27 protein-coding genes and 1 pseudogene are annotated in these 25,082 nt (G+C 60.5%); 20 read left to right on the forward strand and 8 right to left on the reverse strand.

What is annotated here, in order from left to right:
* Positions 1-125 precede the first annotated feature (125 nt).
* The 3 genes from HP062_RS01325 to HP062_RS01335 all read left to right on the forward strand — a co-directional run bounded on the left by HP062_RS01325 (position 126) and on the right by HP062_RS01335 (position 1,962).
* The gene (locus HP062_RS01325; RefSeq protein ID WP_145310779.1) at positions 126-713 is read left to right on the forward strand and encodes a lecithin retinol acyltransferase family protein; all 588 of its coding nucleotides are present in this window, start codon (positions 126-128) and stop codon (positions 711-713) included.
* Between the two features lie 103 nt (positions 714-816).
* A complete protein-coding gene (locus HP062_RS01330; protein WP_172790652.1) occupies positions 817-1,467 on the forward strand; it encodes a response regulator transcription factor in 651 nt (216 codons plus the stop codon).
* A 159-nt stretch (positions 1,468-1,626) separates the two neighbouring features.
* Positions 1,627-1,962: a hypothetical protein gene (locus HP062_RS01335; RefSeq protein WP_372242746.1), complete on the forward strand. Its 336-nt coding sequence runs from the start codon at positions 1,627-1,629 to the stop codon at positions 1,960-1,962.
* Positions 1,963-2,112: 150 nt separating this feature from the next.
* On the opposite strand, the gene HP062_RS01340 is transcribed toward HP062_RS01335, so the two are convergent.
* Genes HP062_RS01340 through glcD form a run of 4 tightly spaced genes read right to left on the reverse strand, consistent with a single transcriptional unit; the run spans position 2,113 to position 6,319 of the window.
* On the reverse strand, positions 2,113-2,514 hold the full coding sequence (locus tag HP062_RS01340; protein WP_172790653.1) for a heme-binding protein: 402 nt from the start codon (positions 2,512-2,514) through the stop codon (positions 2,113-2,115).
* Entirely contained in the window at positions 2,511-3,752 is a 1,242-nt protein-coding gene (glcF, locus tag HP062_RS01345) for a glycolate oxidase subunit GlcF (protein WP_154911589.1), read from the reverse strand. Before glcF ends, HP062_RS01340 begins: the two co-directional genes overlap by 4 nt.
* A gap of 3 nt (positions 3,753-3,755) precedes the next feature.
* Entirely contained in the window at positions 3,756-4,820 is a 1,065-nt protein-coding gene (glcE, locus tag HP062_RS01350; RefSeq protein WP_172790654.1) for a glycolate oxidase subunit GlcE, read from the reverse strand.
* Positions 4,820-6,319: a glycolate oxidase subunit GlcD gene (gene glcD, locus HP062_RS01355; protein WP_010459055.1), complete on the reverse strand. Its 1,500-nt coding sequence runs from the start codon at positions 6,317-6,319 to the stop codon at positions 4,820-4,822. The genes glcE and glcD overlap by 1 nt, the downstream gene beginning before the upstream one ends.
* Positions 6,320-6,554: 235 nt before the next feature.
* Between glcD and glcC the strand changes: the two genes are divergently transcribed.
* Together glcC and HP062_RS01365 are read left to right on the forward strand one after the other, a co-directional pair.
* Positions 6,555-7,322 carry a transcriptional regulator GlcC gene (gene glcC / locus HP062_RS01360; RefSeq protein ID WP_077748786.1) on the forward strand — a complete coding sequence of 256 codons (768 nt, stop codon included), beginning with the start codon at positions 6,555-6,557 and terminating at the stop codon, positions 7,320-7,322.
* 107 nt (positions 7,323-7,429) lie between these two features.
* Positions 7,430-8,065, forward strand: coding sequence for a hypothetical protein (locus HP062_RS01365; protein ID WP_010459059.1), 636 nt, complete (start codon positions 7,430-7,432; stop codon positions 8,063-8,065).
* 38 nt (positions 8,066-8,103) lie between these two features.
* Here the strand turns inward: HP062_RS01365 and HP062_RS01370 are convergent, their stop codons facing one another.
* Positions 8,104-8,649, reverse strand: coding sequence for a hypothetical protein (locus HP062_RS01370; RefSeq protein ID WP_145310771.1), 546 nt, complete (start codon positions 8,647-8,649; stop codon positions 8,104-8,106).
* Positions 8,650-8,953: 304 nt separating this feature from the next.
* On the opposite strand from HP062_RS01370, the gene HP062_RS31280 reads away from it, so the two are divergent.
* The 5 genes from HP062_RS31280 to HP062_RS01395 all read left to right on the forward strand — a co-directional run bounded on the left by HP062_RS31280 (position 8,954) and on the right by HP062_RS01395 (position 14,371).
* The gene (locus HP062_RS31280) at positions 8,954-10,957 is read left to right on the forward strand and encodes an aminotransferase class I/II-fold pyridoxal phosphate-dependent enzyme (RefSeq protein ID WP_010459066.1); all 2,004 of its coding nucleotides are present in this window, start codon (positions 8,954-8,956) and stop codon (positions 10,955-10,957) included.
* Between the two features lie 28 nt (positions 10,958-10,985).
* Positions 10,986-11,774, forward strand: a complete 789-nt coding sequence (locus HP062_RS01380; protein WP_154911592.1) for a transporter substrate-binding domain-containing protein — start codon at positions 10,986-10,988, stop codon at positions 11,772-11,774.
* Positions 11,775-11,946: 172 nt separating this feature from the next.
* Complete coding sequence (locus HP062_RS01385; RefSeq protein WP_172790655.1) at positions 11,947-12,660, forward strand: ABC transporter permease; 714 nt, start codon at positions 11,947-11,949, stop codon at positions 12,658-12,660.
* Positions 12,661-12,665: 5 nt separating this feature from the next.
* Entirely contained in the window at positions 12,666-13,364 is a 699-nt protein-coding gene (locus HP062_RS01390) for an ABC transporter permease (RefSeq protein WP_010459072.1), read from the forward strand.
* A complete protein-coding gene (locus HP062_RS01395) occupies positions 13,364-14,371 on the forward strand; it encodes a DMT family transporter (protein WP_154504172.1) in 1,008 nt (335 codons plus the stop codon). The genes HP062_RS01390 and HP062_RS01395 overlap by 1 nt, the downstream gene beginning before the upstream one ends.
* On the opposite strand, the pseudogene HP062_RS30865 reads toward HP062_RS01395, so the two are convergent.
* A pseudogene (locus HP062_RS30865) lies at positions 14,327-14,812 on the reverse strand (TetR family transcriptional regulator C-terminal domain-containing protein); the annotation flags it as partial. The gene HP062_RS01395 and the pseudogene HP062_RS30865 sit on opposite strands and share 45 nt — an antisense overlap.
* Before the next feature lie 173 nt (positions 14,813-14,985).
* Between HP062_RS30865 and HP062_RS01400 the strand changes: the two are divergent.
* Positions 14,986-16,002, forward strand: a complete 1,017-nt coding sequence (locus HP062_RS01400; protein WP_169857332.1) for a succinylglutamate desuccinylase/aspartoacylase family protein — start codon at positions 14,986-14,988, stop codon at positions 16,000-16,002.
* A gap of 63 nt (positions 16,003-16,065) precedes the next feature.
* Here HP062_RS01400 and HP062_RS01405 read toward each other — a convergent pair whose 3' ends face one another.
* Entirely contained in the window at positions 16,066-16,215 is a 150-nt protein-coding gene (locus HP062_RS01405) for a hypothetical protein (protein WP_162179681.1), read from the reverse strand.
* A gap of 162 nt (positions 16,216-16,377) precedes the next feature.
* On the opposite strand from HP062_RS01405, the gene HP062_RS01410 reads away from it, so the two are divergent.
* The 8 genes from HP062_RS01410 (at position 16,378) to HP062_RS01445 (ending at position 22,436) form a co-directional block, all read left to right on the forward strand.
* Positions 16,378-16,758, forward strand: a complete 381-nt coding sequence (locus HP062_RS01410; RefSeq protein ID WP_010459079.1) for a RidA family protein — start codon at positions 16,378-16,380, stop codon at positions 16,756-16,758.
* Between the two features lie 236 nt (positions 16,759-16,994).
* Complete coding sequence (locus HP062_RS01415) at positions 16,995-17,621, forward strand: hypothetical protein (protein ID WP_083377122.1); 627 nt, start codon at positions 16,995-16,997, stop codon at positions 17,619-17,621.
* Positions 17,621-18,052 carry a phage holin family protein gene (locus HP062_RS01420; RefSeq protein ID WP_083377121.1) on the forward strand — a complete coding sequence of 144 codons (432 nt, stop codon included), beginning with the start codon at positions 17,621-17,623 and terminating at the stop codon, positions 18,050-18,052. Before HP062_RS01415 ends, HP062_RS01420 begins: the two co-directional genes overlap by 1 nt.
* Complete coding sequence (locus HP062_RS01425) at positions 18,049-18,888, forward strand: DUF3618 domain-containing protein (RefSeq protein WP_172790656.1); 840 nt, start codon at positions 18,049-18,051, stop codon at positions 18,886-18,888. The genes HP062_RS01420 and HP062_RS01425 overlap by 4 nt, the downstream gene beginning before the upstream one ends.
* Positions 18,889-19,201: 313 nt before the next feature.
* Positions 19,202-20,068 (forward strand): manganese catalase family protein, encoded by an 867-nt coding sequence (locus HP062_RS01430; RefSeq protein WP_172790657.1) that lies wholly within the window; start codon positions 19,202-19,204, stop codon positions 20,066-20,068.
* Between the two features lie 83 nt (positions 20,069-20,151).
* On the forward strand, positions 20,152-20,322 hold the full coding sequence (locus tag HP062_RS01435; RefSeq protein WP_154504182.1) for a hypothetical protein: 171 nt from the start codon (positions 20,152-20,154) through the stop codon (positions 20,320-20,322).
* On the forward strand, positions 20,322-21,251 hold the full coding sequence (locus HP062_RS01440; RefSeq protein WP_102593353.1) for a ZIP family metal transporter: 930 nt from the start codon (positions 20,322-20,324) through the stop codon (positions 21,249-21,251). The genes HP062_RS01435 and HP062_RS01440 overlap by 1 nt, the downstream gene beginning before the upstream one ends.
* A 33-nt stretch (positions 21,252-21,284) precedes the next feature.
* Complete coding sequence (locus HP062_RS01445; protein WP_172790658.1) at positions 21,285-22,436, forward strand: carboxylate-amine ligase; 1,152 nt, start codon at positions 21,285-21,287, stop codon at positions 22,434-22,436.
* A gap of 285 nt (positions 22,437-22,721) precedes the next feature.
* On the opposite strand, the gene HP062_RS01450 is transcribed toward HP062_RS01445, so the two are convergent.
* Positions 22,722-24,428, reverse strand: a complete 1,707-nt coding sequence (locus HP062_RS01450) for an amidase (RefSeq protein ID WP_172790659.1) — start codon at positions 24,426-24,428, stop codon at positions 22,722-22,724.
* Between the two features lie 261 nt (positions 24,429-24,689).
* Between HP062_RS01450 and HP062_RS01455 the strand changes: the two genes are divergently transcribed.
* Positions 24,690-25,082 (forward strand): GFA family protein, encoded by a 393-nt coding sequence (locus HP062_RS01455; protein WP_172790660.1) that lies wholly within the window; start codon positions 24,690-24,692, stop codon positions 25,080-25,082.

Genomic DNA, 25,082 nt, shown 5'->3' on the forward strand with positions numbered 1-25,082 from the left:
CCCCCGGATTAATACTTAGGTTTAGGGGAGGTATATTCATAGGTCGTTCAGACTAATCGTATGTACAAATGAAACTCCGCAACCCTGTCGATAGAGTCAATGCAAGGGTTACGGAGGAAGTTGTCATGAGTGCTTTTACCGCCAAGTTCGTCGAACGCTGTTTATCGCTTCGCTCAACTGCACGTGTTTGCCTGACCATCATGACAACGGAGATGTCCAGTCAGTTAAGCGCCCTGTTGCCCGGCAATCACCCCTTCGCCGAAACCTACCTGTCGTCCGGCGTTGTGTTGAAACTGATCGACGTCCAGGAGGCCGCGGACAGGGTGCCTGTCGGTGCGCATCTGGTGGGGCCACGCACGTTCTATATGCATCACGGCATACATCTAGGCGGTGGAAAAGTGGCTCACTATTCCGGGTTCAGCAGTTCATTCAAACCCGGCCCCGTCGAAGTCATCGATCTTGAACGTTTCGCCCACGGCAAACCGGTCTGGATGTATCAGGAGCCAGGCGACTTTCCCTGCCATGAAATCGCCAACCGGGCGCGCTCCAGGATCGGCGAGAATCAATACCGGATTTTCTCCAATAACTGCGAGCACTTTTGCAGTTGGTGCACCCGCGGCAAAAGTTACAGCGCCCAGGTCAATGCCTGGTTGCACAGCCCACGTTCTTTGTTCTCTTTTATTTCGGCGCTGGAGCACAACTTTATTGCATAGTGCGGTTAGGCCCGAGCGCGACCCTACAAAAACGTCGCGCCTCGGAAATCGGCCTCAGGTGCTGCTACACTTTTTTGCTACCCATTCTCATTGAGGACCGCCCATGAGCGGCAATCCTTCCTCCAGTAAGCAAGGCAATCAAGGTTCGATGGTGTACGTGGTGGATGACGATGCGCCCATTCGTGACGCCTTGGCTAATCTGTTGCGCTCTGCCGGGATCCAGGTCCAGACATTCGCTTCCACGGCCGAGTATCTTCAGCATCCGAAGACCGGGGGCGCCAGTTGCCTGGTCCTTGATGTACGACTGCAAGGGAGCAGTGGCCTGGACTTCCAGCGTCAGTTGGTGGAATCAAACGCGAACATCCCCATTATTTTTATCACCGGTCATGGCGACATCGAGATGTCGGTCAAGGCGATGAAAGCAGGGGCCGTGGACTTTCTGGCCAAGCCGTTCCGTGAACAGGACCTGCTGGACGCGGTGTCAGGCGCACTTCAGGCCGATATCCGCCGCCGGGAAGTCGAGCAACAGCGATCAGACCTGCACAGCAACTACCAATCGCTGACGGCCCGGGAAAAAGAGGTGATGGCCCTTGCCGCCAAAGGCCTGATGAACAAGCAGATTGCCGGGCAGATGAACCTGAGCGAGATCACCGTGAAAATCCACCGCGCCCATGCCATGAAAAAAATGCACGCCAAGTCATTTGCGGACCTGGTGCGCATGGCCGAGTCCTTGGGGATTGGCCACGATCAATGACTCAAGAGGCCCGCTGGCCCGATCCATTTCGTGCTTCTGAGTCAATTCCTGCCTGTCGTAGACGCTCAAGCTGCAATAGCTGAAAAAGAGGCATTTTGCTGGCCCCGAAGCGTCACGGTTGTCGCCAAAATCCACTTCATTTTCAGGTGGTTAGGCGGAATGCAATTGCGAAGTGTATTTGTCACGATGATCTCGTTTGCCCTGGCCAGCGTTGCAGCCTCTGCCCAAGCCAAGGAACTGGCGTCCAATGACCGGTATATGTGCAGCTGGGGGGCGGGCACGGCGGCGAGGGCCCAGGAACTCAAGCTGGCCGGGGTCTCCCTGTATGCCGCCCGGCAGAAGCTACAGGCCTACAAATTCAGCAAGGCGTGGATGCGCATGATGGCGATGGGCATCACCGAACAGACTTACGACAGCAAGTCGCGGTTCAAGCCAGCGGATGTCCGGCAGAATTTTTATGAAGAGTGCGTGCGATACAAATTGGCGCGCCAGTAAAACTGAGGTGTAGGACCCACCGCAATTCCCTGTGGGAGCGAGCCTGCTCGCGAAAGCGGTGTGTCAATCAACATTGATATCAGCTGATCCACCGCATTCGCGAGCAGGCTCGCTCCCACAGGGTTATGCGGTGATGATTTGGTTTGCCGCTCAGTTCAGACACAGCGCGCCGGCCTTGGCCACTTGCGCATCCTGCTCGGCCTTGACGCCGGACACGCCGACCGCGCCGATCACCTGGCCATCGACGATGATTGGTACGCCACCTTCCAGGGACGTCAGCAACGGCGCGGACAAAAACGCGTAGCGTCCACCGTTGACCATCTCTTCATAGCCTTTCGATTCCCGTCGGCCAAGGGCTGAGGTGCGGGCCTTTTCGGTCGCGATGTAGGCGCCGATCGGGGCGCAACCGTCGAGGCGCTCCAGGGCCAAAGGATGGCCTCCGTCGTCGACAATCACGATGGTCACGGCCCATTGATTATTCTGTGCTTCGTTGCGTGCGGCGCTGAGAATCCGGCTGACTTCGGTCTGGCTGAGGACGGCTTTGCTTTTCATGGGGATACTCCGGGGTTCGATGAGGGCAACGCGGCTTCGACCAGTTCGATCCAGTGGCGCACAGGGGTTCGGCCCGCACCGTCAAGGTGGGACTGACAGCCGATATTAGCCGTGACAATGACTTCGGGATGACCGCTTTCCAGCGCATTGAGCTTGTTGTCGCGCAGTTGCCGGGACAGCTCCGGTTGGGTCAGCGAATAGGTGCCCGCCGAGCCGCAACACAGGTGACCGTCGGGAACGAACGTGAGGTTGAAACCCAGGCGCGTCAGCAGCGCCTCAACCGCACCGCCGAGTTTCTGTGCGTGCTGCAAGGTGCAGGGGCAATGGAAGGCCAGGCGCTGGTCGCTGTGGATGCCGAGCTGGTCCAGCGGCTCCTCGCGCAACACTTCAACCAGATCCTTGGCCAGTGCGCTGACCTTTCTGGCCTTCTCGGCATACGCCGCATCGGTGCTGAGCAGGTGGCCGTAGTCTTTGATGAAGGCACCGCAACCGCTGGCGGTTTGCACGATGGCCTCGGCGCCTTGTTCAATGCTCGGCCACCACGCGTCTATATTGCGGCGCGCGCGATCAAGGCCGGCCGCCTGGGCGTCCAGGTGATAATCGACCGCGCCGCAGCAACCGGCCTCGCGCGCCGGTGTCACGCTGATCCCCAGTCGATCCAGGACACGCGCGGTGGCCGCGTTGGTGTTCGGCGACAGACTCGGCTGCACGCATCCTTCGAGCATCAGCACCTGCCGGGTGTGGCGGGCGGTCGGACGTTGTTTGGCCGGATACACACGGCGCGGCAGCTTGGCTCGCAGCGTGTTGGGCAGCAGCGCACGGAACACCTGGCCGCTGCTGAGCAGCGCTTTGAACAACCCCGGGTTGGGTACGATGCTGCGCAAGCCTTCGCGCAACAAGCGTTGGTCGAGCGAACGCGGCACAGCCGCATCGACCACCGCGCGGCCGATGTCGAGCAAGTTGTGATAGTCGACGCCCGAGGGGCAGGTGGTTTCGCAGTTACGGCAAGACAGGCAGCGATCCAGATGCTGTTGGGTCTTCTGGGTGACCTCGTTGCCTTCCAGCACCTGTTTGATCAGGTAGATGCGCCCGCGCGGCCCGTCCAGTTCATCGCCGAGCAGTTGATAGGTCGGGCAGGTGGCGTTGCAGAAACCGCAGTGCACACACGTGCGCAGGATGCTTTCGGCTTCTTCGGCGCGGGGCAGTTGGCGGGCCTGTTCGCTCAAGGTGGTCTGCATGGGTCAAAGCTCCGCGTACAGGCGACCGGGGTTGAAGATGCCCCGTGGATCGAGTTGGTCCTTCAAGTTGCGGTGATAGCGCATCAGCGCGTCCGGCAACGGTTGGAAGGGGCTGTCGATCAGGCCGTGGCTGTAGCAGGTCACGTGCCCGCCGACTTCAGCGACGACCTTGCGGATGAACGCTGCTTCGGCATCGGATTTGAGCCAGCGCTGGGCGCCGCCCCAGTCGATCATTTGCAGGCCGGGCAGTGACAGTCGAGGCGTGTTGTGCGGGACCGACAGGCGCCACAGCGGCTGGTCTTCATCAAAGAAGCTCAGTCGATGTTCGTTGAGATCCGCCCAATACGAAGCCTCCAGCACTTCGCCACCCAAGCGGTCATGCGCCGCTGCCACCGAGCCTTCGCCACCTTCAAGCCGCAAGTGCAGGCGCTGACCGTCGTGGCACGCGGCGCTGATCGGCAGCGGTTGCTGCCCCCATTCGGCGAGGCGCAGCAAGGCACGATCGCTGTCCATTTCCAGGCTGATGCTTAACGCTTGCCGAGGTTTCGGCAGCACTTTCAGCGAGACTTCAGTGATCACACCCACTGCGCCATAACTGCCGGCCATCAAACGCGACAAATCGTAGCCGGCGACGTTTTTCATGACTTCGCCGCCGAAGCGCAAATGCTTGCCGTGGCCGGTGATGACCCGTGTCCCGAGCACAAAGTCCCTGACCGAGCCTGACCACGGGCGCCGCGGCCCGGACAGTCCACTGGCAATCATCCCGCCCACGGTGGCGCCGTCTCCGAAGGAGGGTGGTTCGCACGGCAGCATCTGCTGCGCCGCATCCAGCACGTCGGCCAGTTCTGCCAACGGCGTGCCGCAGCGTGCGGTGATCACCAATTCGGTCGGGTCGTAGCTGACGATGCCTCGGTGGCTGCGGGTGTCGAGCACTTCGCCCGCCGCGATACGGCCCAGAAACGCTTTGCTGTTGGCGCCCTGGATCCGCAGGGGCGTGGCGTTTTGCAGGGCCTGATTAACCTGGTCCAGTAGCGCGCCGCTGTCATCGATGTCGTGTTCGCTGCGCATCAAAATCGCTCCAGATCAGGGAAGGGCATCTGACCCAGGTGAACGTGCATCGCGCCGAATTCGGCGCAGCGATGCAGCGTCGGGATGTTCTTGCCAGGGTTGAGCAGGCCGCCCGGATCGAACGCGGCTTTGACGGCATGAAACAGGGTCAGCTCGTCGCTGTTGAACTGCGCGCACATCTGATTGATTTTCTCGCGGCCGACCCCGTGTTCACCGGTGATGCTGCCGCCGACTTTCACGCACAATTCGAGGATCTTGCCGCCCAGGGCTTCGGCGCGGTCGAGTTCGCCGGGTTGGTTGGCGTCGAACAGAATCAGCGGGTGCATGTTGCCGTCACCGGCATGGAAAACGTTGGCCACCCGCAGGTCGTATTCAGCCGACAGCGCGGCAATCGCCTGCAGCACGCCGGGCAGCTCGCGGCGCGGGATCGTCCCGTCCATGCAGTAATAATCCGGCGAGAGGCGGCCCACTGCCGGGAACGCATTCTTGCGCCCGGCCCAGAAGCGCACGCGCTCCGCCTCATCCCGGGCCTGGCGGACTTCGGTGGCGCCGGCCTGTTCCAGCACCTGGCGCACACGGTCGCAGTCATCGTGGACGTCTGCTTCGACGCCATCGAGCTCGCACAGCAGAATGGCTTCGGCGTCGACCGGATAACCGGCGTGAATAAAATCTTCTGCGGCGCGAATGGCCAGGTTGTCCATCATTTCCAGACCGCCCGGAATGATGCCGGCGGCAATAATGTCGCCGACTGCACGACCCGCCTTTTCGACGGAATCGAACGCTGCCAGCAGCACCTTGGCGGTTTGCGGTTTGGGCAGCAGTTTGACCGTGACTTCGGTGATCACCCCCAGCATGCCTTCGGAACCGGTAAACAACGCCAGCAGGTCAAACCCGGGCGAGTCGAGCGCTTCGGAGCCCAGGCTCAGGTGTTCGCCATCGACGGTGAGGATGTCGACCTTGAGCAGGTTGTGCACGGTCAGGCCGTATTTCAGGCAATGCACGCCACCGGCGTTTTCGGCCACGTTGCCGCCGATTGAACAGGCGATCTGCGAGGAGGGGTCCGGCGCGTAATACAGGCCGAACGGTGCGGCGGCCTGGGAAATCGCCAGGTTGCGCACACCCGGTTGAACCCGCGCCGTGCGTGCAGCGGGGTCGATGTGCAGGATGTTGTTGAAACGCGCCATCACCAGCAGTACGCCTTTTTCGAGCGGTAGAGCACCGCCGGACAAACCGGTGCCGGCGCCGCGAGCAACCACCGGGACGTGAAACTCATGGCAGAGCTTGAGCACACCCTGGACTTCGTCGATATGGCGCGGCAGCACCACCAGCATCGGCGTAGTGCGGTAAGCGGACAGTCCGTCGCATTCATACGGCTTGAGTTCTTCGCGCTGATGCAGGACTTCCAGGTCCGGCAGGCGAGCGCTCAGTGCCTGGAGCAGGGCGGCTCTGTCGACATCAGGCAGAACGCCGTCGACGCGTTCATCGTAGAGGATGTTCATAGGCGGTTCACGACCCTCCGTTTGTTTTTATTAGAGGTCTGTTTGCGGTGAAAGCTCACTTGCATCATTGGCCTGACGCGACCTACTGTCCATGCGTTGTTTGAGTGGTCGAACCAGTTCTTCAGGGGTTGTTTCTCCGATTTTGAGAAAAATAACCGCCTTTACATAAACTTAGGGTTGTATTCGAACGTGACGGGTTTTGCCGGTGAGGCTGGTCATACCAGTGGGAGGTTCGATGGAGAGTGCGAAAGTGACCCGTAATCCTCAAGTCGCAGACGTGGTCTGTGAGCGCATAGAACGCCTGATCGTCGACGGGGTCCTCAAGACCGGGCAATTGTTGCCTTCGGAACGGCGCCTGACCGAAAAACTCGGCGTCTCGCGCACGGCGCTGCGCGAGGGCCTGAAGTTGTTGCGCGCCCGGGGGATTATCAAGACGGAGCAGGGCAAGGGATCCTTCGTCGCTGATCTGTCGGGCCACGGCGCCGCATCGCCGCTGATGCATTTGTTCAGCTCACAACCGCGCACACTTTACGATTTGTTCGAGGTGCGCAGCCTGCTTGAGGGAGAGTCCGCTCGCCTGGCCGCCTTGCGCGGGACCGAGGCGGATTTTGTCCTCATCACCCGCAGCTATGAAGCGCTGCTCGATGCCCGCACGCGGTCGATGGAAGCGAGCGAACACGCCCGGCTCGATCATGCCTTTCACCTGGCGATCTGCGAGGCCTCGCACAACCCGGTGCTGGTGCAAACCTTGCGCTCGCTGACGGACTTGCTGCTCAACACCGTGTTTGCCTCGGTCAACAACCTCTACCACCGCGCACCGCAAAAACGCCAGATCGACCGTCAGCACGCCCGGCTCTACAACGCCGTGACCGGCCGCATGCCGGAGCAGGCGCGCAAGGCGGCCATCGCGCATATCCAGAGCATCTGCGAGAACCTCAGGGAAATCGAAAGCGAGGAGCAGCGTCTGGTCCGGGCCACGCTGCGCCTGGAAGGGTGGGCGTGAGGCCTGCCGTTTTTGAGTGATGGCCTTTTACTATTGCTGGCAACGCTCTAGAATTCGCGGCCGCCCTCTGGTGTGGAGGCGCAATGCCATCATTTAAAGGAGTTGTCATGCAATTTGGGAAAATTCTAGGGTTGGCCTTGGTGCTCGGGCTAAGTGGTTGCGCCAGCTTTACCAAAGACGAAGTCGCTCCGGTCAATTTGCCGTCGATGGCCAGTTATTCGAACAAACCGAATGTCTACGTAGACTTCGATTTCTATCAAGGCGAGCCGAAAAGCGCTTCAGCCGTTGAAATGCCGCAAGCACGCGACATGCTAAAGCCGGAGCTGCAAAAAGTGCTGACCGATTCCGGTCTGTTCGGTCGCGTCACACTGGACGAGTTCCAGAAGCAGCCGGGTGATTACAACCTGCGCTTGAAGGTTTACAACCATCCACCGGGCGGTGGTCAGATGGTCATGGCCTTTATCAGTGGCCTGACGTTTACCGTCATCCCGACACTGGCGACCGACCAATACACCATGAGCCTGGAGACGCTGGATTCCCAAGGGCAGACGCTGACCAACGCGAGCAACCATGACGGAATCAATACCTGGATGGGCATCTGGTTTGTGCCGTTGATGGCCAACACCCCGAAAGAGGCAATCAGCGATACCTTCAGCCGCCAGGTCAATGCTCTGCTCAAGCAAGTCGTCGAGAGCAAAAGCCTGAAATACTCGGCACTCGATGCACAGGTGCCGCGGGCCTGACAAAAAAAAGAGCCGCACAAGCGGCTCTTTTTTTGCCCTTACTTGAGGGCTTGAATGAACTGCGGGTCGCTGTACAACGTCTTCAGCAAATCACGAACCATCGGGTTGTAGGCATTGGCCGCATTGGGGATCGCAATGGCGCCGAAAAAGCTGCTGTCCCACTGGCGGCTGACATCCTTGGTCGCGTCGTAAACCACCTCGTTGCCCTTGAGCAATGTAAAGCGCGCAGCAAGCTGGCCCGTGCCAGTGCCCATGCCTGCGGTCAGTTCATTCTTGACGACCAGCACATCCAGATGTCGCTGAGCTTGCGGGTTCAGCAGGCCCGCCCGACCCAGTTCTTCGGTAATCGCATCCTGTATGTGTTGCGTGATACTGCCGCTCGGCGAGCTGATCGGGTTGGCCCGGACTGTCAGTGAGCCCTGACCGGCATCCGCCTTGACCAGAGCATTGCTGATCGATTGCAGGGGTGGGGTTTGCTTGAGCTGTTGGACGTTTTCAAAGCTCGGCTCATAACGGGTCATGGTCACGCCACAACCTTGCAGCAGCAGGGCGAACAGAGGGACCAACAATAGAAGTTTTTTCACGGCGTTTCCTTACGTGAGTGTTACCGGGGGGCAGGATTATCGACTGATGGCATATGGCTAGCAACTCGCTTTTAAACGTCGCTCAGAGAAGCGTTGCGCACATGGCAAGTTGTTTCCCTTAAGTTGATTGGGCTGTCGATTACCCCTGGAAACGGCACGACTGTCGTAAAAACGACCTGTTTACGCTGAACGCGAACCCTGTTCACTTTTCTGTTGAACGAGTGTTCAGCTTCGACTATGTTCGTTCCACCTCCCCGGCTGGTTGCGCGGGCTTGCGTTTCTTCTTTTCGAACGAGGCACTGGCATGCGGTTTTCACCCTTTGTTGAGCGGATTTCTGGCGACGGTGTAGCGGCCTGGGATATTCACAATGCGGCATTTGAAGCCCAGCGCCGTGGTGAGGATGTGATTATTCTCAGTGTCGGCGACCCGGATTTCCCCACCCCCGACTTCATCACCGATGCCGCGATTCATGCGCTGCGCGAGGGTGACACCCATTACACCGAGATCGCCGGTCGCCAGGCTTTGCGGGAAGCCATCGCCGCTCGGTACAGCGTGCTGTTTGACCGTGAGGTGACGGCGCCAAACGTCATCATTTCGGCGGGGGCACAGAACGCGCTGTTCATCACCTCGATGTGCCTGCTCAATACCGGCGACGAAGTGATTGCCCTGGACCCGATGTACGTGACCTATGAGGCAACGCTCAAGGCGTCCGGCGCCACGCTGGTGCGCGTGCCGTGCTCGGCGGATTCAGGTTTCCGGCTCGATGCCGCCGTACTGGCCAAGGCCATCACCCCGCGCACCCGGGCGCTGTTCTTCTCCAATCCGAATAATCCGACCGGTGTGGTGCTCAACCGTGAAGAGCTGCAAGCCATCGCCGACCTCGCCATCCAGTACGACCTGTGGGTCGTGGTGGACGAGGTCTATGAAAGCCTGACCTTCGAACGCGAGCACCTCAGCCTGGCCGCGTTGCCGGGCATGGCCGAGCGCTGCGTGGTGATCGGCAGCCTGTCCAAATCCCACGCGATGACCGGCTGGCGTACCGGTTGGATCGTTGCCGATGAAGCCCTCGTGGCTCATGCCGAAACCCTGGTGTTGAGCATGCTTTACGGTTTACCGGGCTTTGTCATGGAGGCTGCGCTCAAGGCAGTTCAAGCCCATGAAGAGGTGACCCACGGCATGCGCGACATCTATCGCCGTCGTCGCGATCTGGTGGTGACCAGCCTGTCGGATTGCCCGGGAATTTCTGTGCTCACTCCCGATGCCGGCATGTTCGTGCTGGTGGACGTGCGTGACACCGGCCTGACCTCTCTGGAGTTCGCCTGGCGGCTGTTGCGCGAGGCGCGTGTCTCGGTGCTGGATGCGGCGGCGTTCGGCGAGCCGGCCCAAGGCTTTGTGCGGCTCTCGTTCACTCTGGGTGAAGAACGACTGGCCCAGGCCTGCCAGCGCATTCGCGACTTTGTGCGGGTGTTGAAAGGCGAAGCGCCGCGGCCGGTGATCAGCCGTGTGACCTGCGAAGCGGCGGTTGAGCCGGTCAAGGCCAAAACCATGATCGAAGTCGATGGCCTGCACAAACGCTTTGGCAATATCGAGGTCCTCAAAGGCGTTTCCCTTACTGCTCGCGAAGGCGATGTGATCTCACTGATCGGTGCCAGCGGCTCGGGCAAAAGCACCTTGCTGCGCTGCATCAATATGCTCGAAGTGCCGGACCAGGGACGCATTCTGGTGGACGGCGAAAGCATTCACCTGAACTTCGATCGTCCCGGCACGCCGCTGGTGAAGGACGCCAGGCAACTGGTGCGTATCCGTTCGAGCCTGGGCATGGTGTTCCAGAACTTCAACCTCTGGCCCCATCGCACGGTGCTGGAAAACCTCATCGAGGCGCCGACCCAGGTCCTGCGTGAAAGCCGTGCGGAGGCCACTGAACGGGCCGAAGCCTTGCTCGAACGCGTGGGGCTGGCGGCCAAGCGCAACGAGTACCCGGCGTTTCTCTCCGGGGGACAGCAGCAGCGGGTGGCCATCGCCCGGGCCCTGGCCATGCGGCCCAAGGTCATGCTGTTCGATGAACCCACCTCGGCACTCGACCCGGAACTGGTCGGCGAAGTGCTGCGGGTGATCCGCTCCCTCGCGGAAGAAGGCCGGACCATGATCCTGGTGACCCATGAAATGGCTTTCGCCCGCGATGTCTCTTCCCAAGTCGCCTACCTGCACCAAGGGCTGATCGAGGAAACCGGTTCGCCGGACGACGTGTTTGTACACCCACGCAGCGAGCGTTGCCGACAATTCGTCAACGCTCATCAGACTCGCTGAAAACATCATAAAAAGACGGGGAAAAATCATGGGAAATCGACGTTTGGCAAACTGGATGACGGGCGTGGCCTGCGTATTGCTGGCCGGGATGAGCGCGGCACAAGCACAACCTATACGGTTCGCAGTCGCAGCCGAACCCTATCCGCCGTACACCGAGAAGCAGGCCAACGGTGAATGGAAAGGCTTTGAAGTCGACCTGATCCACAAGCTGTGCAGCGAAATGAAAGCCGAGTGCGAGATCAAGGAAGTGGCGTGGGACGGGATCATTCCGTCGTTGCTGGCGAAGAAGATCGACGTGATTTTCTCGTCGATGTCGGTGACTGAGGAGCGCGAAAAACAGATCGCCTTCAGCAAGGCGTATTACGACTCCGTGATTGCGATTGTCGGGCCGAAGGGCTCGTCGGTGAAAACGTATCCGGATGACCTCAAGGGCAAGATCATCGGTGTGCAGAACTCGACGGTGAGCGCCAGTTACCTCAAGCAGTACTACGAAAAAATCGCTGACGTGAAGTATTACGACACCCAGGACTCGGCCAACGCCGACCTGATTGCCGGTCGCATCGACCTGATGATGGCGGACGGCACGGCGATGGCAGCCTTCGTGCAGACCCCGGATGCCCGCAACAGCAACCTGGAATACCTGGGCGCCGTGCCGTATGACCCGATTTTCGGCAAAGGCGTAGGCGCCGGCCTGCGCAAGGATGACGCCGAACTCAAGGCCCGACTCGACAAAGCCATCACCTCTTTGCTGGCCAGCAAAGACTACGACAACCTGTCCCAGCATTACTTCGGCACCAGCGTGAAACCCGCGTTCTGACGGCCACGCGCAAAACAACTCCATGGAATGAAATTTTCCTGAGGAAACACCCATCCCCGTAGGAGCGAGGCTTGCCCGCGAAGGGGCCCTTGAAGCCGCCAAAAGCTTCGCGGGCAAGCCTCGCTCCTACAAGAGGGCGGTGGTGCATCCAGGCCACCGATTGGAGACTGAAATGCCAGCCATGTTCGAATTGATCAACTTCAGCGAAACAGGATGGGGCAGTGCGCTGTTGAAGGGTCTTTGGATGACCCTGCAAATCTCGGCCGGGGCTTTTGTGGTCGGGCTGTTCATCGGTCTGGTGGTGGCCTGCCTGAAGCTCGGCGCGCCAAAGCCGATTGCGGCGCTGATGCGTGGTTACACGACCTTGTTCCGGGCGATTCCGGAGTTGCTGTTGATCCTGCTGCTGTACTACGTCGGCTCAATGCTCCTCAATTCGCTGATGACCCAGATGGGCTACGGCGTCGTCAATGTCAGCGGTCCGTTGGCCGCCATCGTGGTGCTGGGGCTGGTGCAGGGCGCGTACGCCTCGGAGATTTTCCGCGCGGCGATCCAGGCGATCCCCTTCGGCCAGATTGAAGCGGCGAAGGCCTTCGGGCTGAGCGGTTTCGGTCTGTTCCGACGCGTCACGCTGCCGATCATGGCGCCGTATGCGATGGCCGGCATGGCTAACCTTTGGATCAACCTGATCAAGGACAGCGCCTTGATCAGTGTGGTCGGCACCAACGAGTTGTTGTACACCGCCAAGCAAGGGGCGGGTTCGACGCGTCATTACTTGTTGTTCTACCTCACGGCCGCGGCGTTGTATTACGCGGTGACGTTGGTGTCCAACTACGTGTCTGGACGGCTCGAGCGGCGTATTCGTCGTTGGATGCCTTTGGCTGAGTGAATGAAATGATTCCAGCGTGGATAGTTGAATATGCGGCGCTGTTGGGCCGGGGACTGCAAACGACCATCACCATCCTGTTAATTTCAAGTGTGCTCGGTTTTGCGCTGGCGGTGCTGGTGGCGCTGGCGCGGATCTCGAAAAACAAGGGGATCGCCAAGGCCAGCCAGTTCTACACCAGCGTGTTGCGCGGTACGCCGTTGCTGATCCAGATCTACATCTTCTACTACGGACTCGGCAGCGTGTTTGCGCAGTTCCCGCTGATACGCGGCAGTTTTCTCTGGCCGTATTTGCGCGACGGTTACTGGTACATCGTGTTCGCCCTGGTGTTGTCGGTGGGCGCGTATGTCGGCGAAGTGATTCGCGGCGGGCTGCTGGCGGTGCCAAAAGGCGAGATGGAAGCGGCCTCGGCGTTTGGCATGACACCGCGCCAATCGCTGCTGCGGGTGCGATTGCCTCGGGCGCTGCGGTTGCTGTTGCCGACACTGGCCGGGGAAACCGTGATGTTGCTGAAATCCACGGCGCTGGCCTCGACGATTGCGATTGTCGATCTGCTGGGTGCCGCGAACGTGGTGCGGGCGCAGACCTTGCAGGTTTATGAACCGTTGTTGCTGGTGGCCGGGGTCTACGTCTGCCTGACGTTCCTGATCGAGGCGCTGTTTGCCTTTGCCGAACGGCGCGGGACGCCTGTGCGCAGGTCGGTGTAATGAGCACCTCACAGGTCGTCGACCGTTCGCTGCAGGGCATCGGCCTGTGCACCTTGGGGTACATGTTTCTGACGTTGCAGGACGCGGTCATCAAGTGGCTGGTGACCGATTATTCGGTGGTCACCATCCTGTTCTGGCGCAGCCTGGTGGTGGTCGTCGCGTGCCTGTTGGCCGGGCGCCTGCGCCTGGTCCAGCGGGCCTGGCGTTCGCCGAGCCGGCGCTTGCTGGTGGTGCGCGGTTTGTTGTCGATCGTGGCCTGGCTGCTGTATTACACGGCCGCCCGGGACCTGTCGCTGGCGGAAATGACCACCCTGTATTTTTCCGCGCCGATCATGGTCACGGTGCTGGCGGCGGTGATTCTCAAGGAGCGGGCCAGCGGCTGGCAGTGGTTTTCCCTGATCCTGGGGTTTGTCGGGGTGATCATCGCTTGTCGTCCAAGCAACATCGCCGATCCGTGGCCCATCGTGCTGACGCTGCTGGCGGCGATGTGCTGGGCGTTCACTTACATCCAGTTGCGTCAGGTGGATGACCAGACGTCAGTGCTGGAGCAGATGCTGATCACCAACGTGGTGTTCGTGCTGTGCATGACCGTCGCGCTGCCCTGGACGTTCACCCCGGCGCCGACGCCGGCGTGGCTGGGCATGCTGGTTGCCGGTCTGGTGGGTGGTATCGGTCAGTTCCTGCTGTTTGCCAGTTTTCAACGGGCCACTGCCACCTTGCTCGCGCCGTTCGAGTACACCGGGTTGATCTGGGCGTTCCTGCTGTCGAGTCTGATCTGGGGCACATTGATGGATGTGTCGCTGATGATCGGTGCCGGCCTGATCGCGGTCAGCGGCACCCTGGCGATGATCTTCGGGCGCCACCCCTCACAGGATGTCGTCGGTGCTGAATGCTCCGTGACGCAGCCCCTTTATCCAGCAGCGACAGATGTGGAGGCCGTTGGCGGGGCTGAAGGTTTCGGGGTTGAGGCACCACTCGATCCAGAGTCCGTCGAGCATCGCCGATAAACCGATGGCGGCCAGGCGTGTGTCGTGGATCACGAAACCTTCGCTGGCGGCCATGTCATCGAGCAACTGGCGCAGCAGATCGAGGTAGGCGCGGTAGCTTTTTTCGTGGGACTGGCTGACGTGTTCGGAGTGCCGAATCAGGCTCCAGAACACCACCCAGACGCCAAGCAATTGCGGGTCCATGACCCTTGGCGAAAAAGAACCGACGAGAAATGCGTCCATTTTTTGCGCCGGGGTGGCGGCCTGCTGGATTTCCAGGCGCAGGGCGGTGGTCAGTTCGCTGGCGATCTTCTGGTACGTGTCGGCAATCAACGCATCGATGCTGCCGAAATGGTGATTGAGCAGGCCGACGGACACCCCGGCTTCGGTGGCTATACGGCGCACGGAAATGCCCGCATGGCCGTCGCGGACCAGGCAACGCAACGTGGCGGCCACCAGCATCTCGCGACGCTCATCGGGCTCCGCGCGACGGTTTTTTGGAGAGGGGGTTGTCACACGGGAATCCTTGGGTGCAGTGCCAGGTTGGCGAGCTTAGTTGAACATGCGTTCAATCTCCAGCGTCGGCCGCAGTGATGCGTCGGTTTTTAACGTTCATGACGGGGGAGGACAAGCAGATGGCGCAGGATATTTCGTTCAGTGTTCGCAACAACAATGGCGATCCGGTGCAGGTCGGCGCGTGGCGTTTCGGGGGCGACGGCAGCGGGCCGAAGGTGCATTTGCAGGCGGGGGTGCACGCTGATGAAATCGCCGGGATGCTGGTGTTGCATCTGTTGATGCAACGGCTTCTAGTCGTCGAGGCCGAGGGCCGGCTCAAGGGCAGTGTGACGGTGGTGCCGCAGGCCAATCCCCTGGGTATCGGGCAGTTTCGCCAGGGGCGGATTCTCGGTCGCTTTCACGATGCGACCGGGCATAACTTCAACCGCGCGTTCGACCAGTCAGCCGCGATGGAGCAACCTTCGACCAACGTCCAGGAATGGCAGAAAAGCCTGGTGCAACTGGCGTCCACGGCGCAGGTGATGCTCGACCTGCACACCGATGACGAAGCCTTGCCCTACCTCTACGTGCACCGCAGTTTCTGGCCCCGTGCCCGCGAATTGGCGGCGGCGATGAAGATGGACGTGGCGATCATCTGGGATGACGGCGGCGACGGCTCCTTCGAAGAAACCATCATCGCACCGTGGCTGCGTGATGGCGTCACCGCGCAACGCATGGCCGCGACCCTGGAGCTGCGTGGGCAGGGCGATGTCAGCGATCGGTTGGCCGAGCAGGACGCCGCGGGACTGTACGCCTGGCTGTGCAGTTGCGGGGTCATCGACGAGGCGTTGTCACCCGGTGACTGGCCCGTCGAAGTGATGGAAATGGGCCAGATGGAAACCATCCTCGCGCCGCAACCCGGGGTGTTGATCTTTGAAAAGGAACTCGGTGACTTCGTCGAGGAAGGGCAGCGCTTTGCGCGGATTCTGCGACGGCCCGGTGATCCGTCTTCCGAAGTGGTGCTGGTGGCCGAGCAGGCGGGGCGGATGGTCACACGCTATCGGGACCGGCTCGTGTCGCAGGGCATGGTGGTGGCGAAATTCACCGGGAGCCGGATTTCGCGCAACTGGAGTGGCGGGTTGCTGGACCCGAACTAGGCGCAGAGCATTCGTTCAGCCTGTTGGCCACCTCCGCTGAAGATAAGCGGGGTGGCCTTCACGCTAGTTCCCATCCGCCACTTTGCGTTCTATCTCATCTATCTTTCGTTGGAGCGCCTCGGCTTCATCCTCTTCGGGATGCGTTTCTGAATCGAGCTCTTCGGCGTCCTTGTCTTTCCGATCCCGTTCGATGTCACTGTCATCGCTGTTCATCGCGTGTACCTCCGTTGATCTACACATTGGATGCAGGGGCGCAGAGGGAGTTCGAGATTTTTGCCGGGGTTCAAGCGCACATGCAATCCCGGCTTCGGCCTGTAAACTGTCCGCGCTCAAGGCATCGACCGCCTCGTTATTCCTTCAAGAAAGAGATCCTCCATGGCAAACCAAGACATCACGTTCACCCCTGATCCCGACGCGGATTCCATCTCCTCCGACGTCGCCGGTTTCGGCGGCATGCTGGTCTCCACCCAAATCCCCACCCGCGCCGATGGCAGCCTGGAACTGGGCGATATCACCCTGCAGAGCGAGTGCACGCTGCAGGCGCTGAAGGTCGCGCTGGAGCGTGCCGGCAGTTCCATGGACCGGGTGCTGCACCTGACCATCTACCTCACCGACATGGCCGACCGCGCCGCGTTCAACGAGGTTTATAAACGCTTCTTCGCCAAACCGTGGCCGGTTCGTGCCGCCGTTGGTGTGGCCGCCTTGGCGGTCGAAGGCATGCGAGTGGAAGTCACCGCGATGGCCGCCAAAGCCTGACGGTGCGGGTCAGGTGTGATGAAAATCCGCCTGACCCAGTTTCAAAAACAACGACCTTGCATGCCTCCTCGCGATGCCCCTTATCCCTCTACGAATTTAGTTTCGCCTCCCACAGAAAAGCAGATCATCACTCCGTTGGAACTCCCCATCACCCCCTTCGTCATCTGCAGTGAGGGAGGCTGCACTCACTGCGAACTCCCGGAACGCTTGATTACAGACAGAAGGCGAGGGATGACATGAATACTTCAGACAGCACCACCGGGAGTCAGCCAGACAAACCCGATTCCCCAGGGCCGGAGCCAGGCTTTGAACACTTGAAGGAGGACGTGACGGAGGCACTTGAGGGTGCACGACAACAGGCGGACGCTCAGTTCGGGCAATACCGCGACACCGCCGCCGATCAGATCGAGGCTTTGGCCAAGGGCGCGAAATCGGTTGTCTCCGAACTCGAAAGCAAGGACACCCTCGGCATGTCCGACTACCTGGCCGACATGGCGGAATCCATGAGTGGCCTGGCCGGAAACTTGCGCGGCAAAAGTGCCGAACAGCTGCTGCATGACGGGGCCGAGCTGGCCCGCAGCAATCCAGGGCTGTTCATTGCCGGCAGCATCGCGCTGGGCTTCGGCCTGTCGCGATTCCTGAAGGCCGGCAGCTCCCCGGCGGCCACCTTCACCGATGCCAACAACCCGGCAGCCGGCCACTCGATGCCTCCGCCAGGCGGTTTTGGTGCGCAACGCCCCTATGAAACCTCCGTCGCGTCACGCACTGACAACACGCCGGCCCCACCGAGCGAGCAAGACCACCCTTCGAACTTCGCGACGACCTCCACACCGGGTTCGACAAACGTCAATGGAGCACTGTGATGAACAGAGAAGATCCAGATTTTCCAGGCTCGAGACCGGTGCACGCGCCGGACCATGACGCTTCGGTCGTCGGTCTGTTACGTCAGTTATCCCGTGAAGTGCCCGCGCTGTTCACCAAGGAACTGGCGCTGGCCAAAGCCGAACTTCAAGCCAGTCTCACAACACTCAAAGCCGGCATCGCCGGGGTTGCGGGAGGGGCGATTGTCCTGTTAGCGGGGTTCATCATTCTGTTGATGTCCGCAGTCTATGGCCTCAGCACCGTGATGGCGCCGTGGCTGGCGGCGCTGATTGTCGGTGTGGTGGTGATGATCGTCGGGTTTGCCATGCTGCAGTCCGGGAAAAAACAATTCGAGCCGTCCCACTTCAAGCCTGATCGCACGCTGGATGCCTTGAACAAAGACCAGGAAGCGCTGCGGAGGAAAGTCTCATGAACAGTGAATTCGACATCGAAGCGGCAAAAAGCCCTGAAGCCATCGAGCGTGAAATCGATGCTCAGCGGGCGAGTATCGGCAACATCGTCGATGCGCTGGAAAGCAAGTTCACCCCTGGGCAGATGTTCGATCAGGCGCTGACGATGATGCAAAGCAACGGCACGACATTCCTGACTAACCTGGGCACCAGCGTTCGCAACAATCCGGTTCCCGCCGTCCTGACATCCGTCGGTTTGCTGTGGTTGATGATGAGTCAGAATCGCCCGCCGTCACCCCGTCCAGGCTATCGCGTGGGTCCGGATCAAAACAAAGTCGGCGAGTGGGCCGACGGTCTGGCTGATGGCATCGACAGTGCCCGTGACCATTTGCACCAGACGACTGACACGCTCAAGGACGGTTATCAGACCATCAAGGGCAAGGCCGCTCACATGGGCGACAACCTGGGTGCTGCTACCGACACCATCAGTCATGCCGTGCATGATGCCAGTGACCGATTGGTCCGCAGTTCGCAGGTGCTGGGGACTCAATTCAGTCAGTTGTTGAAGGAGCAACCCCTGATGGTCGCCGCCGCGGGCATCGCGTTAGGTGCCATGCTGGGTGCGGCATTGCCTTCGACAGCGACCGAGCAACGCTACATGGGCAAAACCAGCGCCGGCCTGGCCGATAAGGTAAAGCAACAGGCGAGGGAGGGGTTCGAGGCTGTGCGCGACACCGTGACCAAAACCACCGATCACTCGGACGTAGAAACGAAACCGCAAGGGGAATACCACGCGGCCTCCGATACACCAGCCGATCTGTCACGAGGTTTGGGCACCTCGCAATCCGGCGCTTCATAAAGGGCTGCAAAAAACAGCGGGAGGCCTGACACAGACCTCCCGTTTTTTTCCGCTTCTCAAGCACCGTCGAACGATGAAAAACAGGTTTGACAGCGGTGGAGATCTGGCGGCCGATAAAAGTTTGAATCGATTGATTGATCGCCGACGACTGGTGACAAAAACATGCCAAAACCCGCCGCCAATGCCGCCTGTCGCGAGCGGCCAATCTTTTTAAAATTTTCTCAGGCGCGGCACCTTCAGATAACTGTGGGCGGCGCATTTGGTCATTTGCCGGATGGATATCGACGCCCCTTCAGGCCTGAGGAGATTCGTCATGTTTCTACATAACAAACGACTTCAATACACCGTGCGTGTCGCCCAACCCAACCCGGGATTGGCGAACCTTTTGCTCGAACAATTCGGCGGCGCCCAAGGCGAACTGGCGGCGGCGTCCCGCTACTTCACCCAGGCTTTGGCCGAGGATGATCCGGGAAGAAAGGATCTGCTGATGGACATTGCCACCGAAGAGCTCAGTCACCTGGAGGTCGTCGGATCGATCATCGTGATGCTCAACAAGGGCGCCAAGGGTCAACTGGCAGAAGGGGTGGACGAAGAAGGCGAGCTGTACCGCGCGATCAATGGAGCGGGCAATGACTCGCACATTACCAGCCTGCTGTACGGCGCCGGGGCACCGCTGACCAATTCGGCCGGAGTGCCGTGGTCGGCCGCGTATGTCGACACCATCGGTGAGCCGACCGCTGACTTCCGCTCCAACATCGCCGCCGAGGCTCGCGCCAAAATCGTCTACGAGCGCTTGATGAACATCACGGATGATCCCGGGGTGAAAGAGGCGCTGGGGTTTCTGATGACGCGCGAGATCGCCCATCAACTCTCCTTTGAAAAAGCCCTGCACGCGATCCAGCCGAACTTTCCGCAGGGCAAGCTTCCCGGCATGCCGGAATTCACCAACGTCTATTTCAACTTGTCCCAGGGCGAAGGCAGCACTCGCGGGCCATGGAACCAGGGCGAGGACTGGAACTACGTGGACGATCCACAGTCGGCAGTCGATGGCGGGGACGGCACGGCAAGCGTCCAGCTCAGCGCCGAAGACGAGGAGCTGTTGCTGGCCATGAAAGTCCGCACGATGTCTGACCCTGAAAGCGATCCGATCACGGGTGCTGACTTGGGGGCGGGCCTCTAAGGAAAACCCGATGCGTGACGAGGGTCACCGCACGCCACCCGGCGTGCGGTTTTTTGTGGTGCTGGAGAGTTGAGGCGAACCCCATGAATTCCAATCCAGACGCTTTTTCCGCAGAGGCTACACAGGACTTTTATCGGCTGTTCAATACCACTGCAATGGCGTTCGAACGAGACGCTTTGCGGATATCAAAACAGATCCGGATGGCTGCGCCTGAAGCGACCCGTAAGCGCTCCAACGGAAAACAGGTGTCCTGATGTCGGACCATTCTTCGCCTGCAAGAGGCCCCTGGCGCGCCTGGTTTGCCCCAGGAAAAAGCGGCAGTTGGCTGAGCATTCTGTTCTGGTCAACTCTGGTGGGTGTCACCGCTCTGCTGCTGGTCAGCGGCTACAGCGCCTTGACCGGGGCGGACCGAGTCAACTTGCGGTATGCATTCCTGGGCGGCGTCTCGGGTTTCGGCGCGACCGCACTTGGCGCCGTTTTGGCCGTGGTCTTGCGTGACATTGCCGCACGGACTCAGGACATCATGCTGGGTTTCGCCGCGGGCATGATGCTCGCGGCCAGCTCGTTCTCTCTCATTCTTCCTGGTATCGCGGCGGCGCAGGCCATTTGCGGCAATAAGCTGCTGGCGGCGTGTGTCGTGGTCCTTGGGTTGGGTTTGGGCGTGGCTCTGATGATCGGGCTGGATCGCTTTGTCCCACATGAGCATCAGAAGATTGGTCGCAAGGGCCCGCACGCACAGCGCATCAATCGAGTCTGGCTGTTCGTGTTGGCTATCACGCTACATAACTTGCCGGAAGGCATGGCCATCGGCGTCAGTTTTGCCAACGGGGACATGAAGGTGGGTCTGCCATTGACCACCGCGATTGCCATCCAGGACATCCCCGAAGGACTGGCCATTGCACTGGCGCTGCGAGTGACGGGTGTGTCGACGTTGCGGGCGGCGCTGATTGCGGTCGGCTCAGGGCTGATGGAGCCATTGGGCGCTGTCGTGGGACTGGGCATTTCCACCGGCTTCGCGCTGGGTTACCCGGTTGCCCTGGGCCTGGCGGCGGGCGCGATGATTTTCGTCGTCTCCCACGAGGTGATTCCCGAGACTCACCGCAATGGCCACGAAACCCCGGCGACGCTGGGCCTGATGCTAGGGTTCGGGCTCATGATGTTTCTCGATACGGCGTTAGGCTAGGCTTGATTCAAGGGCAAGGTGAGGGGTGAGGCGATGGACAGGCACCTGAAGTTTGGCATTGAAGAGGAATACTTCATTACGGACCTGGCCACCCGGCGTATGGCCGAGAATCCTCCCGACGCATCGATTGAAGCGTGTCAGGGGGTGCTCGGCGATTGTTTCGCCCATGAAATGTTCAAGGGGCAGATCGAAGTCGCGTCCCCCATCTTCACCAGCGTCGCGCAAGCAGCGCAGTACCTGTTTTCTGCGCGCTCAAGGTTGCGGGGGACGCTCGAACGTCACGGTCTGGGACTGCTCAGTGCCGGCAGCCACCCATTGAGCGATTGGCGTTTGCAGCACGCCACCGACCATCCTCATTTTGTTCAACTGTTTGAAGACTACCAGCGCGTGGCAAGGCGCAGCGTGCTGTCCGGCCTGCACGTGCATGTTGAAGTGCCAGGGCACGTGGACCGTATTCAAGTGATGAACGAAGTCCTGCCGTGGTTGCCGCTGTTGTTGGCACTGAGCACATCGTCACCTTTTTGGGACGGCGCCGACAGCGGCTTCATGAGCTACCGTCAAACGGCGTGTGATGAATGGCCGCGGATGGGCATTCCTGAATTCTTCGAAGATCAAAGCGCCTATGAAGCCTACGTCGCCATGCTGATCCGCACGGGCACGATCAAGCAGGCGGGCGATTGCTGGTGGGGCTTACGACCTGCCGCGAAATACCCAACGCTGGAGATGCGCATGACGGATGCCTGTCCGCGCCTGGATGACGTCTTGTGCATCGCCTCTTTGTTTCGCTTGCTGGTGGCCCATGCCATTGACCAACCTCGCCCGGGATTGAGCTATTCGCAAGTGTCGCAATGGATCCTCAAGGAAAATCGCTGGCGGGCGAAACGGTCCGGCATCCACGCAGCCTTCATCGTTGAAGGCTACGATCGACCGTTCTCTGCGGCGCAATGGCTGTTCAGGGCGCAACAGATTCTTGGAGACACGGCGCAGAAGATGGGCGTGGAGGATGTGTTCGCCCAGGCCCGCCGGATTCTCCGGGACGGCACCAGTGCAGACCGGCAGCGGAGAGTGTATGGGCGAGCCTTGCGTGGGGGAGGGGATGTTGACGCCGCGCTGTCGCAAGTGGTGGATCAGCTGCTGATGGAAACGTTGCAGGCGCCATGCATCAGTGAAACGGCGCTCACCTAAGACCGAAGATAATCTCCAGCCGAACAAGCCCCCTGTGGCGAGTAATGCTGTTCACTTAAACGCAACGTCGTATCTGTGGCGAGGGAGCTTGCTCCCGTTGGACTGCGCAGCAGGCCCTTTTTGGGGGCGCTTCGCGACCCAGCGGGAGCAAGCTCCCTCGCCACAGGGTTCTTGTTCGACTGGAGATTGTCTTGGATCAGTGAAGGTTTGAGTTTTGGAGTCCGGGTGAATTGATGACAAGGCGGGATTGGAGCCTGCACTGGCCCAATCCCGCGCGCTGCTATTTCAGCCCTGCAACGGCGGTGTCCGAGGCGGGATCATTCGTTTGCTGCCGGCCGACTCAAACGCCGAAGCAAAGCGCAGCAGCGCTGAGTCGTCATAGGCACGACCGGCAAAGGTCAGCCCGACCGGCATGCCGATGTCCGGCATGACGCCCATCGGCACCGTGACCGTCGGCACACCGAGGTGGCGGATGGCGAGGTTGCCGTTGGCGACCCACACACCGTTACTCCACGCGATGTCCGCCGACTGCGGATCGACATCGGCATTTGCCGGCCCGACGTCGGCCACTGTCGGGAATAGCACCGCATCGAGCTTCAGCCGGTCCATCCAGTCTTCAAGGTCGATTCGACGTGTTTCTTCAAGCCCGCGCAGGCCGTCCGGCAGCGTGGTGATCTGATCCCACGGCGTGATGCCACGCTCGGCCATCTTCACGTATTCGTCCATGCCGGCGGCAAGGTCGTCTTCGCGATTGGGCAGGGTGCCTGGGTCATGCGGGAAGATCAGCGGCCCGTCGACATCGGCCAGGCGATTCAGTTTCGGATCACCGTTGGCCCGCAGAAAATCATCGAACGCCCAGGCCGACAGGTCCCACAACTCATGGTGCAGGAACTCCTTGGACACCAGGCCGCGGGTGAACACGGTCGGTGCGCCCGGACGATCGCCTTCGCAATTCGATACCAGCGGGAAGTCGACTTCGACCACCTCGGCACCAGCGGCTTCGAGTGCCCGCCGGGCGTCTTCCCAAAGATCGATCACGCTAGGGCGGGTATTGATTTTCTGCCCCGTCGGGCCACCGATGCCCGGCGCCTCGCTGGTGCCCGCGTCAGGGTCCGCGTTGATGTACATGCGCGGCACGCCGAAGCGTTTTCCAGCGAGCGCATCGGTGGTCGCGGCCAGCCCGGCGTAGGACGCGGGGCGCACCAACGCGACGCTCGGTATCGGCACCCAGGGTTGCATTCGCCACAGATCGCCGCGTGTATCCGGGTCTTGCGCCACCACCACGTCGAGCACCTCAAGCAGGTCGGCCATGGTTCGCGCGTAGGGCACAACCACGTCCATCGTCGGCGTCAGCGGCCAATTGCCGCGCACCGAAATCACCCCGCGCGAAGGGGTATAGGCGCACAAGCCATTGTTCGAGGCCGGACCGCGTCCGCTCGACCAGGTTTCTTCGGCAAGGCCGAAGGCCGCGAAACTGGCGGCGGTGGCCGTCCCGGCGCCGTTCGATGAGCCCGATGCAAAAGGCGCCGTCAGGTAGTCAGCGTTGTACGGGCTCTCGGCCCGGCCATAGACCCCGCGCTGCATGCCGCCATTGGCCATCGGCGGCATGTTGGTCTTGCCCAGGCAGATGGCCCCGGCGGCGCGCAGCCGTTCGATGGTGAAGGCATCGCGATAGGCAATCAGGTTTTTGAAGGCCGGACTGCCAGAGGCCGCGGTGAGGCCTTTCACCAGATAACTGTCCTTGGCCGTGTAGGGAATGCCATCCAGCGGGCCGAGCGTTTCGCCCTTGGCCCGACGGGCATCGGACGCTTGCGCTTCGTTGAGCGCCTCGGGGTTGCGAACCACCACCGCGTTGAGCGCGGTTGGCGTGTCGGGGCCGTCGTAGGCGTCGATCCTGGCAAGGTAGGCCTGGACCAGTTCAACTGCCGTGGTCTGGCCAGACTCCAGCGCCGCTCGCAATCGGGCAATGGACACTTCGGTGACTTCGATCATGCTGTTACCACTGACGGCTGATGGGGAAGGAGGTGGCGGTTGGCCTCTTGCCAGGTCTTGGGCTCAGGGGTATCACTTGTCTGAAAATGGGTGTTCATATCGATTTCTCGTTTCACGGCAATACACGACAGGGTCTGGACTTGAAACCTGGGCTGCCTATTTAGCACCAAGGAAGGCACGGAGGGAAACGGTGCAGCGGATTGTGCCGGTTACGACACCTTCTGTTCCATCCCGTCGTGTTTGATTCAGAGGAGATGCAACATGGACCGATTCACCGGTGGCTGCGTGTGCGGCAATGTTCGAATCGAGGCATCAGGACGGCCCTACCGGGTCGGCCTCTGCCACTGTCTCGATTGCCGCAAGCATCATGGGGCCCTTTTCAATGCCAGCGCGATCTTCCCTCAGGAGGCGGTGACGATCGAGGGCGAAACACGCGACTACGCCGGGCGGCATTTTTGTCCGCGCTGTGGATCGTCCGTTTTCGCAAGCACCGCCGATGAAATCGAAGTGAACCTGGGGTCTCTCGATGCCCCTGATCAACTGACGCCAACCTACGAAAGCTGGATTGTGCGTCGCGAGTCCTGGTTGCCGGCGTTTGCGCTCATCAGGCACTACGAACACGACCGTGAGGGTACGGGGCGTTTGGAGGAGTAG

It is taken from the genome of Pseudomonas sp. B14-6 (assembly GCF_013260315.1).
GTDB classification, from domain to species: domain Bacteria; phylum Pseudomonadota; class Gammaproteobacteria; order Pseudomonadales; family Pseudomonadaceae; genus Aquipseudomonas; species Aquipseudomonas mandelii.